The following is a 14122-nucleotide window of genomic DNA, read 5'->3' on the forward strand; positions in this document are numbered from 1 at the left end:
AAAATTCAAAGGCTATTTTAAATGCTTAACTAAGCCTTGAACTACCTTGGCGCTACCAGCAACAATTTCACCGCTATAAAGTGGATCGTTACCGCCTTTAAAGTCGGTTACTAGGCCGCCAGCTTCACGAACAATAAGTTCGCCTGCTGCGATATCCCACGTTTTAATACCACGTTCCCAGTAGCCATCATGACGGCCAGCAGCAACGTAGGCTAAATCTAACGCTGCACTACCTGCACGGCGAATGTCGCCACACTCATGGAAAATTTTGTTTAGGCTTAGCGCATACTCGCCAAACTTAGCTTTGTTTTTAAACGGCATGCCAGTGGCGAGAATAGTCTCATTTAAATCACGAGGCTTAGACGCACGAATACGGTAACCATTTAGCTGAGCGCCTTGTCCACGGCTAGCTGTGAATAACTCGCTACGAATAGGATCGAATACAACAGCTTGGTCTAGACGACCTTTGTGAAGTAATGCAATTGATACGGCAAAATGAGGAATGCCTTTAATGAAATTGGTGGTGCCATCTAATGGGTCAATAATCCACTGGAAATCTGTATCTGCGCCGGCAGTTTCGCCAGACTCTTCGCCCATAAAGCAGTGATTTGGGAATGATTGCTGAATTTTAGCAATAATAGCTTGTTCAGCATCTTTATCGATTTGCGTAACGAAATCGTTAGCGCCTTTTGATTCAGTTGCTACTTCGTTGTGTTTTTCGAAACCACGAACAATAATTGTGCCAGCCGCACGCGCTGCGCGCACCGCAATATTCAGCATAGGATGCATAGATAAACCACCAATTGTAAAAGACCAAAGAACAGACCTTGACCATAGGTTAGCCCAACATGCGTTTTACGCAAGTGACCCACAAGGTAAGGTGTTCAAAACGCGCGCATCTTAACCAGAATGCTCGTGTGATGCAAATGAAATGTGGGTAGGTCGCACAACTACGGATGATGCCGACTGGTTTGAGGCATCAATGTAGGCCTTCAGATAGCCATCTATACCGCCATTGTGCTACTATTCGCTCAATATTGACGAGGCTACAGGTAATAAAAAGCATGCTCGAGAACATCCGTATTATTTTGGTGAGTACATCACACACTGGCAACATTGGCTCTACAGCGAGAGCAATGAAAACCATGGGCTTGAGTAGCCTTTATTTAGTTAATCCTGTTCATGAGCCTGATGGCCAAGCAAGTGCCTTGGCAGCAGGTGCTGGAGACGTCCTCGCCAATGCTAAAATAGTGAGTACATTAGAAGAAGCCGTGTCTGATTGTGGTTTGGTGGTCGGTACTTCGGCCCGTTCTAGAACCCATTCATGGCCTATGCTTGGGCCACGTGAATGCGGCGAAAAACTAGTACAGGAAGTCAGTAATTTCCCCGTAGCACTGGTATTTGGTCGTGAAAATAGTGGATTAAGCAACGAAGAGTTGCAGCAGTGTCACTTCCATATGTGTATTCCAGCAAATCCTGAATATAGCTCGCTTAACTTAGCTGCCGCGGTACAAACCTTATGTTATGAAATTCGTATGGCCTATCTTAATCGCGAAACCTACCCCAGCGTTGAAGAAGAGTACCCACTAAACGAAGATTTAGAGCGTTTCTATACCCATCTGGAAACGACTTTGGAAAGCACCTCTTTCATTCGTAAAAGCCATCCTGGTGTAGTGATGACTAAACTTCGACGTTTGTTCAATCGCGCGCGTCCTGAGTCTCAAGAACTGAACATACTACGTGGTATATTGGCGTCTATCGATAAATCGGTGAAAGCGCCAGCGCCTGAACCTGAGCCTGAAATTGATAACGATAATGAATCACCTAACTAGACGAGGCACTCGTGTTCTCTAGAATTAAAGATGACATTCAAGGGGTATTTCATCGCGATCCAGCGGCACGAAATACCTTTGAGGTTTTAACCAACTATCCAGGTTTACATGCGGTATGGCTGCATCGTGTTAGCCACAAATTGTGGAAAGCCAACTGGAAATGGTTGGCACGTAGCCTCTCTACATTTAACCGTTGGCTGACTGGGATTGAAATTCACCCCGGTGCTACCTTAGGGCGCCGTGTATTTATCGACCATGGCATGGGCGTAGTGATTGGTGAAACTGCAGAAGTGGGCGACGATGTTACTTTGTATCACGGGGTGACATTGGGCGGTACAAGTTGGACGCCGGGGAAACGTCATCCTACGTTAGAAAAAGGCGCCGTAGTGGGCGCGGGCGCTAAAGTGCTTGGTCCTATTACCATAGGGGAAAATGCCAAAGTAGGCTCAAACTCCGTAGTGGTGAAAGATATACCTGCGGGGGCAACTGCAGTGGGTATTCCTGGGCGTATAATTATCTCTAAACAACAAAGTGATGCAGCGCAGGTTAACCCCAACCGCAATAAAATTGCGGAAAAATATGGGTTCGATGCTTATGCAGTTGCGCCTGACAATCCAGATCCTGTCGCTAATGCCATGGGCATCATGCTGGAGCATATGCATCAAATGGATACCAAGGTGGAAGAGATGTGCAAAGTGATTCAATCACTCGGCGGTGACGTTTGTACTGATAACTTGCATAACATATCTGCGCAAGATTTCGCTGATACGGGTATTGAGTTTGCAGATGAGAGTAAAGCTAAAGCTGGCCAAGAGGCGTTTGACCCAACAATCTAATCATTAGAGGTTTGTTAAACTAACGGTATTTAAGTTACTAATTTTAGAGCTTAAATAGTTCAGCGGTAAAACCCTTTTTACGCTAGCCGCTGCTCGAGAAATGGTAGTAGAGCGCGACATGTATGACAAAATCATTGTCGCGCGTGTCTGACAGAAATTACCTATTCCATTGGCTTTCTACCGAACAGAGTAAGAAAAATTGCTGCCCTGGCTGGCGGCTATAACCGATTCACTTGAAGTGCTTCACAAACATGACGAGAACGCTAAAGGCCTGTGAACTACATTCTGAAAAAAGCCAACCGTCTGTATTGACCGAAAGGCCAACGCTATTATTGTTCGATCACTGACTTCATGTTGCCATACCGATAAAATTAAAACTGGCTGTTCCAACCTCCTCTTGATATATTTCCATGCTCAATAAACAAGGCCAGAAGTAACATGGACGTGCCGTAGTGGGAATACCAGACAAACATAAACAGGAAATTTCTCTATTACACGGCTTTATTGCCCTTTTCTTAATTCTCGTTGTTAGTGGTTTTACTTCTTATGCGCTGAACCTAAGTTGGGGATGGCTTCGTCAGGCGCTAGCCCTTGTGCACCTGTTTGCAGGTTATGTAATTGGTGCCATTTTCTTTTTTTACTCCTATAAGCATTTTAAACGAACGGTGGGTTTTCGACGGACTGGCTCGATCATTCTTGGCGTGATTTTATTTCTTGCAATCTGCTATCTCGCGCTAACAGGTGTTCTGATCAGTTTTACCGGAGTATTAAAAAAACAAGCTTGGTTGCTCGACAGCCACATAGTGTGTGCAATCCTAACGCTTTTCCTGTTAGTCGTTCATTTAATTTGGCATTACATAACATTCCCAAGAAACAGACGTTCAAGCGTTCCGTCTGGGTTTATTACGCTTTCTAATAAAATAATCAAACCTATTTTAGTTGTAGTAGGGGTTGCATGTGCTATCACCATTACCCTGTTGACTGGAAACTACTTAATCCAAAATAACTACCCAAATAATACGGTGGACGATTATCTTTATGCTTATGGCGACGGTCCTTTTTTGCCCAGCTTAACTATGACCGAGAGTGGTACTTTTGTACAACGAAGGTATATTGCAGAATCTGCACAATGTATTGAATGCCATAAAGGGATAGGTGAGCAATGGATGGCTTCTACGCACAGACATGCGGCGGATGACCCTACATACGTACGAAACGTGAATTTGCTGACGGAATCTAAGGGCATTGCACCAACCCGATATTGTGAGGGGTGTCACGCACCAGTGGCTTTGTTAACTGGACAGTTAACACCGGGGGGGAGCCATGGAGGTAAACTAGGTACTGTTGCAAACAAAGAAGGGATCAGCTGCATGTCATGTCATGGCGTGAGTCACTTAACTAGCTCAGAAGGGGTGGCAAGTTTTCACTTTTCCCCCAGAGAATCATATCTGTTTGCCAATGTGGATGTATGGCCTCTTAATTTTTTACATCAACAGGCGCTAAAGTTGGTTCCACAGCGTCATGCGAAGGATCTCTTATCACCGCTGCTGCAAGAGTCGCAATTTTGCAGTTCATGTCATATCCAGTTTATGGATAAATCCATGAATAACTGGGGCTGGGTAAAAATGCAGGATGAATTTCTAGCCTGGTCAAACAGTAAGTTTAATTCGCCTAAAGAGCTGAGGTTTTCTCATCCACAAAACAAACAATGCCAAGACTGCCACATGCCGATGATAAAGGCTGACGACATCGCAGCCGATGGCGCAGGGCAAGTACGTTCTCACTACTTTGTCGGTGCCAACGTAATGTTGGCGAAACATTTCGGTAACGAAACATTATTTGAAATGACCAAAGAATTTCTGCAGCAAGACAAAATTCAGTTGTCGATTGAGCCTCCCGAAGATGAGCAGGCCAAACAAAGCGCACTGTACCTTAAAGCTGAGCTGAGAAACCAGCACAAATATCCGGTTGCGATGTATCGGGGAGAGCACAAAAAAATCAAAGTGTTATTGACGAATCAAGGCGTTGGGCATAGTTTTCCCGGTGGCACCATAGACTTAAATGAAGCTTGGATTGACTTTAAGGTATATGACGGACAGCAACGTCTTGTCACCTCCAGTGGTCAGTTGCAAACAGACGGGTCCTTGGGGGCAGACACGGTTGTTTACAAAGAAATCGCAATCGACAGACACGGTAAAGAAGTATGGCGTCACGACTTGTTCAATATGGTTGGGCGAAGTTATGTTAATGTGATCCCTGCGGGGTCTACTGACGTCGTAGAATTTGATCTCATAGTGCCAGACTGGGCCACATCACCACTTACTATTTCAGCCACACTTAAGTTTCGCAAACTCAACCAGAAGTATTTAGATTGGGTTAATCTAAAACAATCAGTTGATACGAATCCAATTATAGATATTGCACGAGACAGTGTCAGCGTAAAAGTGCTCAAAGCACCAGCGAGTCAGTAGTTTTTTTTGATGCGAGCACATAATGCTGGCGCCACTGCGAATCAAGTACATAACCTTTAGCTTGCGCGTAACGGATAAAGCTAGCAATCCAAACATTATTTACCTGATTAGTAGAGACACCGGTGTAACTGTGCTGAAGATACAAAAACTCAAAAATTCTGGTCAGCTGTGGGCTTTGTTCTGTTAACCCTTCTTTGTGTACATTTCGCGCAGCACGGGCCAGTTGATTTATCACTACCCGTTTTTTCACCTTTGAGTCGGATTGCATCAAGTAACTAAGTGCCATGGGGTTGTCTTCCAAGATAGCACTAAAACCACTTCTAAGGTACTTCATGTCTGGCTCAAAGCGTTGCTTACAATACTCTGTTAAAGAAGCGCGAATACGACACTCTTTTGATATAGCTGACCGAAATGCTGGGGAGTACTGGTTTAAATCTTGGTTTTCGAAAAAGGACTGTAAGCTTTGCAAAGTTAAGTAAGGAATAAACCAAGATTGCTCAGGATAATGCTCTAGTAGTAACTGTGAGTAATCTTCAGATAGGGGCAGACCGAGTTGGTTCATTTTTAAGATAATGCGTTCAATATCCTTTTCTGAGCGCAACCGATTGAGTTGACTTATCGCTCGCAATTTATCCTGCTCTGTTGCTGCTGAGACAATATCGATAGTATGGGCGATGGAAAAATGACTAAACAGAGTCGAATTAAGGTAGGTGCTGACCCACGAAGTTTTAGTTGGGTCCGATTCCGTCGTTATTGTGGGCCCAAAAACGTTTTGTAAAACAAGTCTGTCAGTATGAAGCCTGAATACCAATTCATCATTTTCAGTCCGCTCAACAATAGATTTTATCCTGCCAGGTTTTACGTCAAGTTTAGTTAACGTCACTACGCATTCGGCTTTAAGAACCGGTTCGTTAACGTTGGAACAGATCTGCGCTAATGGGGCTAGTGCTTTTCGGTACTTCAAAAAGCCAATTGTTCTAATGACGGATGCAATTAGGGCGTTTGATGCGTGTTGATTCTGTTGGTCCTGGCGAAGAAATGCCATGAGCGAAGCGCCTATTGTTGGGTCTTCGCTCGCGCTCAAAGCATGAAGCGCACAAATTGTCTCAGACTCGAAGGGCGTTCTCAGCGCGCGGTGCAATAACTGAGACTTCAGTACTGGCTTATTTAATGGAGCCACCTCTTCTTCCCAGAACCAGTAATTAAGGTTATCTGTTAGTTGGCAAAATTGTGGTTCTGGCAGTGAACGAATCAAATAATCCAAGTGTTCTACAAACAGATCACTTTCGGTTTTACTGATTAACTCAATAAGCATGGCATAAAGTTCACCACGCTGCTGCGATGGCGGAAATCGCTGCATCTGGTTAAATAACCAACTGATTAATGTGATGACTTCCTGACTTCTCGCCTGCGAAGTTTTCACTGTTACAAATTTATCATGGTTTAATTGTCTGGCAAATGTCAGCAGTGAGCTAAGCGAGGGATCAATTGTTTGCGATAGCGCGGGAATAAGTTCATTTACCGGTAAATCTATATACGCAAAAAAATTGTAATGGCCGGCCTCAATTGAGTCAGTATGGCTTCTTGTTTTTTTCGAGATAATGTCGATCTTGCCTTGTGCCAAACTCAACTGATAAATGTTGTTTAGTGCTAAGTTTTCAAAAATATTTTTGTTATCAGGTCCTGTCACTTTAAGAGATACGTTAGATTCAAATTGACCTAGGCCGAAATGCACCCTGCGTTGGCTTGAAGACAGAAAGGGCTGAGGCTTCACTAATGTCTTGGTTGCTAACTGCGTGTTTGACTCAGTGTTTAAAGTAAATTCTACTAGATTACAGAGGTTTATTGGCTGACAGGTGAAAGATATCCAATTATTATTGGTGTCAGTGCGATTCATATACAGTGACAGCGCACCATTATTGTTGTTTACGGCGTAATCAAGTTTCCCATCGTTGTCAAAATCAGCAGACGCGATCCCTCGGGAGGAACGTTTTAGTGTGGGAAACTGGGAAAATAAAGTTGACTCAAATCGCCCATTGGCTATCTGAAGTCTTCCGGAATTGACATTTCCTACTGGCACATAAGGGGTGTCAATATGGGGTTCTGCGTTGCCCTTTGCTATGATGAAGTCTTCACGGCCATCATTATTTAAATCCTCAACAATTGCTCCCCAAGATTGCACTGAAGCGTCCTTATCGGACGTTGCGAATAATTGCCAAGCTCTGTCCTTGTTTACTTGTTCACCTGCCAAATGCAATTGAGTGCTTCCCCCTCCAAAGGGGATGAACAACAATGCAGTTTTATCTGAAACCTTTATAGAACTGAGTTGAACGTTGGGGGACTTCTTAAAACTCAATAGTTTGGTAAAGAGGTCACTTGACTGGTTATCGCCAAAACCAATAAAGTCTGAATTTGAACCTGAGCCGTTTGCAATATAGTAGCCGCTTGAAGCGGACTTATTTCCGGCAATAATTTGTTTGGGTATAATACTTAAAGTTCGGTCATAACTTGATAGTTGCAGAGTTTCGAATAGAGGAGTAGGTGTGTTGGCTTGGGTACCGCTATTCAGCAGAATTGCGTTTCTTAATCCATTGTAGTTTTCAGCATTAAATTGCGAATCGGTTTCATACCCGTATTCCTGGTTCCCTATCTTTATGTCATTCTCATAATCTAGAAAGTTGGCGACGAGAATATCCTGCTTGCCATCTAAATTGTGATCCCAAATAGTGATCGATAGCGGCCAGTAAGGTTTTGGGATCTCACCTATTGTGGACCGACTAAAAGTTTTGCCATTTATGTTAGTGAGCAAGATTAATTCGTTAGTTTTACCATAAACTAGCTCTGGATATCCATCGTCATTCAAATCGCCAACAGCACAGCCATATCCACCAGGTAACTGCGCTTCTCCTGCTAAGGTGGTGACATCTGTAAAATACTGTCCGGCGATATTCTGATAAAGCTTGGAACCTGTCGGGTTGTTCCACCAATGTTGTTTTCCATATCGACGAGTAACGCCTTCGCCACCCACAACAAATACATCTTCATACCCATCTTGATTGAAATCTATGACACATACACCTGAACCCATTGCATCTTTGATACCGGATAGCTTTTCAGTGCGCTGAATATGTTTGAACATGATGCCCTTTACAAAGGCTGATTCTACAAATTGAACAGGCGTTTGCTCAGTTTGAAAATTGATAGGATTTACTGACTTGGAGGTTGTCGAAAAAGTAAAATCAAAAATGAGATTTAGTGATAAACAGATAACACTTATCAATCCAAAGGTAGGTAGTACTTTGATATTAAGAAGAGCTTTTTTCACAACAATCCTTGTTTTTCAATAAACTGTAACACTTTACGGGGAAGATGCCTTTAACGAAAGTCTATTCCGTTCACAGAATAGCAACAAGAAAAAAGAATATTCTTTACTTGAAAAAGTGACAAGTGTAATATTTACCTGTTGGTGTGAAAAATATACAATTTCTAGTGCTTTACTCATACGTCGATGATTTGCACTAGGTCTTAAGGTTCATGAAATACGACCCCGTGGGTGCAGGCTGGGCGTAATTTGTACGGAAAAAATAATAACAGAATGGATGCGGTTTATGGAAAGCAGTAAAATAACTAAAGCCTGTATTGTGCTTTTATGTCTTGTGCAATCTCTCTTTTTTAGTACGGCAGCACTTGCGACCCTAATTAATAATGGTGATTTTTCATCAGGACTGAATGACTGGAGCGACGCGAGTTTCACTGGCTCAGTGACAGAGAATGACGGTCAGGCTATTTTATCATCAGGTGATAATACTGACCCGTTTGCAGCCGTCCTAATACAAGGTGATGATGGAAGCTTCCTTTTTGATTCTCCAATCATGGTTGACCCTAATGTATCAATGTTAAGTGTCGATGCGGCGCTACTAAGTATGCTTTTTGATCCAACAGAGCAAGGCGGCTCTGCTTTCAGTGACACGCTTTTTTTGGCAATTTATGATGCGGTTGACTACACCTTTGATGCTGTGTTTGAAATTCCTGCACTTGGAAATGTAGCTGAAACCTTCTTATTTGATATGAGTGATTGGTTAGGCCGAGGAATTGCCATCTCATTTGAACTTGCCGATGAAGATGATGGTTTTAATCTTTCCTACTCAGTAGACAATGTCCTCTTTACTTACAATAACACGCCGGTGCCTGTGCCGGAACCAGAGTCCTTCATTATGTTACTCGTTGGCCTCACGCTGTTAGCTCGTTGTCGCAAGTCTGCGTAAACAAAAAACAAATTTATTATAGGGGCTAATTAGGTCCTTTTTAAGGAAGACGCTCGTTCTTTTAAAAGATCGAGTTATCAGGGAGATAAAAGTTTGAACACGGTTAAGTCACTACTTTTCATATTCGTTTGTTCGGTTGCTGCTTTACTCGTGAACGTAGGTAAGGCGAATGCGCAAGCGAATTCAGATGGTTGGGTAAAAGATACAAATATAGAAGTAAGCTGGAATAACCCAACACGTAGTAGGCGCTCACCCGATGCTACCGTTACGGCACAAATCACAAACAATAGTGATGAACCGATACACGGCCCGGTCCGCTTTGTTATCGAATCGCTTACGCCAGCTACTATATCGGTTGGCAATGCTGACGGCGAGTTAGGCGAACTGGACTATGTTGTAGCACTTCCGCAAAACCAGATACTGGAACCCGGTCAAAGCTTGACGGTTGGTCCCATCACTATTGTTGGTGGGCGCAGCAGTTTCGATATCAGTGGCTCTGCCTATGTTCAGGTATCATTAGAGCCTGTAGCACTGGAAGTGGATATCCTTTCACCCACCACGTTGTCCACCTTTGGAAGTTCGCCAGTAAATGTTACGGGTACTATTAATCAGGAAAATGCGGAATTAACATTAAATGGTGCAGTCATTGCGCATGATGGCAAACAATTTAGTGCCAATGTTGAACTAATCGAAGGATTTAATACCGTCGTAGCACGAGCGACCAATGCAAGTGGTGAGCAAACAACCGATTCTATTTCTGTATCACTGGACTTAACCCCTCCTTACATAACAATCGAATCTCATACAGAAGCACAAGAAGTTTACAGTGACAAAATAACTGTAACAGGCCTAGTTAATGATATTGTGCGCGGAACCGTCTCTGAAGAACAGGCAACGGTTGAAGTTAATGGCATTAAAGCGACCGTGTCTAACCGTAGCTATGCCGCAACGGATGTGCCCTTAAACGAGGGCGAAAATGTTCTTACGGTTACCGCTATCGATGAATCAGGCAACAGCGCATCTATATCGCAAAAAGTTATCTACAAAATTGCAACAGATAAACGCTTAGTATTGGTAAGTGGCCAAAACCAGACTGCACAAATCGGCAATAAACTACCTGAACGACTAATTGTAAAATTGGTTGATGGCTCTGATGCGCCAATCGCAGATGCAACTGTTGTTTTCAGGGTAACGCAAGGTGCGGGAATTGTTGGCAGCACGCCAGAAACATCCGGCCGAGCTATCATTGCGACGACTGACGCTGAAGGTATGGCGCGCACTGAATTTCAGGTGGGCTATCGCACAGGTGTCGCTAACCATAAGGTTCGCGCTAAAGTTGTTGGGGTTGAAAACGAGGTTGTTTTCCCTGCTTCAGCAACCAGCGTAACGGGCGACAAAATCAGCGTTAACTCAGGTAATAATCAGCGTGGTGTTGTAGGACAAACCTTACCAGCTCCGTTTGTTGTTGCAGTAACAGACAGTGGTGCCAATGTAGTGCAAGGAGCACGTGTACGATTTGATGTGATTAAAGGCGAGGGTGCTTTCCAAAATGAAGAAAGCAGCTATGAAACCTCGACCGACAGCGATGGTCGTGCGTCGGCGCAACTTACTTTAGGTTCACTTACGGGCATAGATGCCCAGCGCGTTGAAGCTGTATTGATTGACTCGCTTGAGGGTATGGATTTATTGGCAGGTTTCTCTGCGACAGCATTTGTACCAGCAGACGCCGGAATCACTAGCGTAAGTGGTGTTGTACTGGACAATCAAGACAAACCTTTGCCCGGTGTGACGGTGCGTATAGAAGGCACAGACAGGACCGCATTTACAGATCAACAAGGTCAGTTCACTGTTAATCAAGCGCCAGTTGGACCGGTTCATTTAATCGTGGATGGCTCAACCACGACTGCTTTTGGTGAGTATCCGACGTTAAGCTATCATATTGTAACCGTGTCAGGTGTGGACAACCCACTTTCTGGCCCGATCTACATGGTCAAACTAGACACAGATAATGGTGTGTATGCGGGTAAAGAAGACGTAGTACTTACTCTTGATAACTTCCCAGGATTTAAACTGGAAATCGCAAAAGATTCAGTGACATTCCCAGACGGTTCGCGTGAAGGGATTATTTCAGTCACACCTGTAAATGCTTCAAAAGTACCAATGGCGCCGCCCAATGGCATGCAACCTCAATTCATCGTAACAATCCAGCCAGTTGGCGCGACCTTCTCTCCTGCTGCGAAATTAACGCTACCTAATGTAGATGGCCATGCGCCAGGTGCACAGGTTGAAATGTATTCTTTTGATCACGACTTAGAAGAATTCGTAGCTATAGGTTTGGGTACAGTTTCGGAAGATGGCTCAGTTGTTTCATCCAACCCTGGTGTGGGTGTTGTGAAAGCAGGCTGGCACTGTGGTTCACAGCCGGGCGGTTCAGGTACAGCCCACAACTGTCCAGAGTGTCAGAAGTGTCAAGGCAGTTCATGTGTAAGAGATCCTGCACAGGATAATAAACCTCGTTCTCAGCAGACGCCAGAAGATTGTAAAACACAGTTGTGCAAGGGCTCTAAACCAAATCCGGGCGACATTCCGGTAAGTGCAGATGTGAAATACGATTGCAAAAAGCCAGGGTGCGATGGGGAAAATCCAATTTTTGATGTTCCAGATGATGGAGATATATCTGAAGACGACAAAAAGTGCGGAATGTGCTCTGGCGGTGAAAAAGTGCCAGATGAAAGTAAGAATAAACAGGAATGTGGTGACGGTTCCGATGCTAAAGCGTGTTACACCTGTAAAGATGGAAGTTGTGGAAACCATTGCGAAGCAAGTAATGAAAAAATAACAAAGTCCATTGAGGTAAAAGGCGATCACCCTTTGTTAAAAGGACTTGATGTTTTAAACAATGGTATGCCGTACGCAAAGCTTGAAATGAAAGGTTCATTTGCATTAAACGAAGAAAGTGGTGAAAAGTGCTGCAAAGATTGCTCTATTGGCAAAAACCCGAAACCATACACTAAAACCGAATTAAAGGGCTCAGGTTCACTGGAAGCGACCTTTATTGTTCCTGGACTAGGCCTATTGTATAAGTTGCCAATCAAAACCTATGGCCCAGTTAAACTAGGTGGTGAGGTTGAGTTTGGGCCTGGTGCGAAAGGTAATTTAGGTGTTTCTGCATCTGGTTCAACAGAAGAATCAGAGTGTGACCCAGAAACGTGCGGTTTATTGAAGCTCGGAACCTCAGGGTCGCTAGCTTTAGGTGTTTTTGCAAAGGTCGCAGGCGCGGTCGAATACTGTAATATTTTTAATGAACAAGACTGTGACAAATTAATTGCAGGTGAAGCTGAAGCTTCATCAACTATTAATGTTGGTGCTTCTGCAGATTACAAAGACTATAAAGGTGAAAAATGCACCAGCTCTGATTGTTATAGCTATAGCTATGGCAAAGCGGAGTTTAAAGCAAATGCTCAGTATAAAGTTGAAGTAGGTGGGTTATATAAATATCAATATCAAAACGAAGTTTCAGTAACTTTTGGTGAGGCTGGTTCAGGAGGTACGTGTGGATAGCACGAGAATTTTTAAAGCTTTATTTTTTTGTATTTTCTTAAGCTCATATTCAATTGGTGCATTAGCAGAGCAAAAGAGAACCTCATTTATTTTGGCCGAATCGCCCAGAGGTGAGGTTTCAGTTGCTGGTAGCATTGTTGTAGATAATTTGTTTCATAAAACTCAACTGTCGTTGAATGAGAGCGATACTAAAAACAGTATTCAAACCTTATCTAGGTATTACACACTTGCGAAGGAAAACGACAAGGCAAAGTTGCGAAAGTTGTCGTATGTTAAAGATGGTTCTTATTCTTGGATGAGTAGAGAACTGAATAATATCCCTGATAAATTCGAGGGGTTTGCTAAGTTGCGAAAAGCTGATGCCACTCACAAATTGTTTTGGGGAGATTACGAACTTTTTATTGTTGATTGGTTCACCGAAGCTCCTCAGAAAGTTATGAGCTGGTACGAGGCGGTTATATGTGCAGAAAATAGCCAATGCCACATCAGCAATTTATTGCTTAATGGGAAAACTTCGAGTTCTATCTTCTCCAGTGTGCTTACAGATGTTTACGCTAAGCCACTAAAAAAAGTGCCAAACCTGCCATACTCTGTTAGCTATAGACCCAAGCCAATTAGTGATTCTAATCAAAATGCGCTCGTTTTTAATTTTGAAGTTGAGTGGTTGAACGAGCCATTGAACTTTAATGCAGATAAAAAAAGTAAACTACAAGATAAGAATGTTCAGTTCACACATTTAGAGTCATTCCTGAGAGAACTTTGGGCTGTGCGCGGAGATACAGTAAAAAGAATAGTTAAAGAAAAGACATATAAAACGTCTTTAGATGCCCATTGGCTCGATTTTTCTACGAGAAATCTTATTCCTGTGATAGATCCTCGCTTGGGTTATAGCCTAAGCAACTACACGCCTGTTGCTTATTTGGACAGGTTGTCCAAAATTGATGAAGTGAAAGTTGAGGGTGTACTTCATGCTAGAAATGAAATGTACGTCATCATTACTGCTTCACTACTAAATCAACAGCAGTTAGTTATTATTACTTTGGATCGAAAAACTAAAAAACTAAAACAAACACCAAACAACTTTAAACTTCAAGAGATTGTTAATTCTCCAGAGTTTTATAGAAAAATGGCTTCTATCGTTAATAAGAGAGCTTAAA

The 14122-nt window shown here is 43.1% G+C and carries 8 protein-coding genes and 1 pseudogene; 7 read left to right on the forward strand and 2 right to left on the reverse strand.

All coding sequences use genetic code 11. From position 1 onward, the window contains the following. Window positions 1–12 precede the first annotated feature (12 nt). Window positions 13–789 carry an inositol-1-monophosphatase gene (gene suhB, locus AMBT_RS03790; protein ID WP_013783261.1) on the reverse strand — a complete coding sequence of 259 codons (777 nt, stop codon included), beginning with the start codon at window positions 787–789 and terminating at the stop codon, window positions 13–15. 275 nt (window positions 790–1064) lie between these two features. On the opposite strand from suhB, the gene trmJ reads away from it, so the two are divergent. From trmJ to AMBT_RS03805, 4 genes and pseudogenes are all read left to right on the forward strand, one after another. Beyond that, a complete protein-coding gene (gene trmJ / locus AMBT_RS03795) occupies window positions 1065–1832 on the forward strand; it encodes a tRNA (cytosine(32)/uridine(32)-2'-O)-methyltransferase TrmJ (RefSeq protein ID WP_013783262.1) in 768 nt (255 codons plus the stop codon). Window positions 1833–1843: 11 nt separating this feature from the next. Beyond that, on the forward strand, window positions 1844–2668 hold the full coding sequence (gene cysE / locus AMBT_RS03800; protein ID WP_013783263.1) for a serine O-acetyltransferase: 825 nt from the start codon (window positions 1844–1846) through the stop codon (window positions 2666–2668). Window positions 2669–2729: 61 nt separating this feature from the next. Then, a pseudogene (locus AMBT_RS22810) lies at window positions 2730–2977 on the forward strand (PhoH family protein); the annotation flags it as partial. 143 nt (window positions 2978–3120) lie between these two features. Beyond that, window positions 3121–5139 carry a multiheme c-type cytochrome gene (locus tag AMBT_RS03805; protein WP_013783264.1) on the forward strand — a complete coding sequence of 673 codons (2019 nt, stop codon included), beginning with the start codon at window positions 3121–3123 and terminating at the stop codon, window positions 5137–5139. Here AMBT_RS03805 and AMBT_RS03810 read toward each other — a convergent pair. Then, window positions 5117–8464, reverse strand: coding sequence for a CRTAC1 family protein (locus tag AMBT_RS03810; RefSeq protein ID WP_013783265.1), 3348 nt, complete (start codon window positions 8462–8464; stop codon window positions 5117–5119). The genes AMBT_RS03805 and AMBT_RS03810 overlap by 23 nt on opposite strands. Before the next feature lie 283 nt (window positions 8465–8747). Here AMBT_RS03810 and AMBT_RS03815 point away from each other — a divergent pair, with 283 nt between their 5' ends. The 3 genes from AMBT_RS03815 (at window position 8748) to AMBT_RS03825 (ending at window position 14121) form a co-directional block, all read left to right on the forward strand. Then, window positions 8748–9404 (forward strand): PEP-CTERM sorting domain-containing protein, encoded by a 657-nt coding sequence (locus tag AMBT_RS03815; protein ID WP_013783266.1) that lies wholly within the window; start codon window positions 8748–8750, stop codon window positions 9402–9404. 93 nt (window positions 9405–9497) lie between these two features. Beyond that, window positions 9498–12965, forward strand: a complete 3468-nt coding sequence (locus AMBT_RS03820) for a carboxypeptidase-like regulatory domain-containing protein (protein ID WP_013783267.1) — start codon at window positions 9498–9500, stop codon at window positions 12963–12965. Further along, window positions 12958–14121: a hypothetical protein gene (locus tag AMBT_RS03825; RefSeq protein ID WP_013783268.1), complete on the forward strand. Its 1164-nt coding sequence runs from the start codon at window positions 12958–12960 to the stop codon at window positions 14119–14121. Before AMBT_RS03820 ends, AMBT_RS03825 begins: the two co-directional genes overlap by 8 nt. The last annotated feature ends 1 nt before the right edge of the window (window position 14122 follow it).

This window comes from Alteromonas naphthalenivorans (assembly GCF_000213655.1).
Lineage (GTDB): Bacteria > Pseudomonadota > Gammaproteobacteria > Enterobacterales > Alteromonadaceae > Alteromonas > Alteromonas naphthalenivorans.

Coding starts and splice junctions, on each gene's coding strand:
- suhB (WP_013783261.1), bottom strand. CDS start 789: ATGCATCCTATGCTGAATATTGCGGTGCGCGCAGCGCGTGCGGCTGGC.
- trmJ (WP_013783262.1), top strand. CDS start 1,065: ATGCTCGAGAACATCCGTATTATTTTGGTGAGTACATCACACACTGGC.
- AMBT_RS03815 (WP_013783266.1), top strand. CDS start 8,748: ATGGAAAGCAGTAAAATAACTAAAGCCTGTATTGTGCTTTTATGTCTT.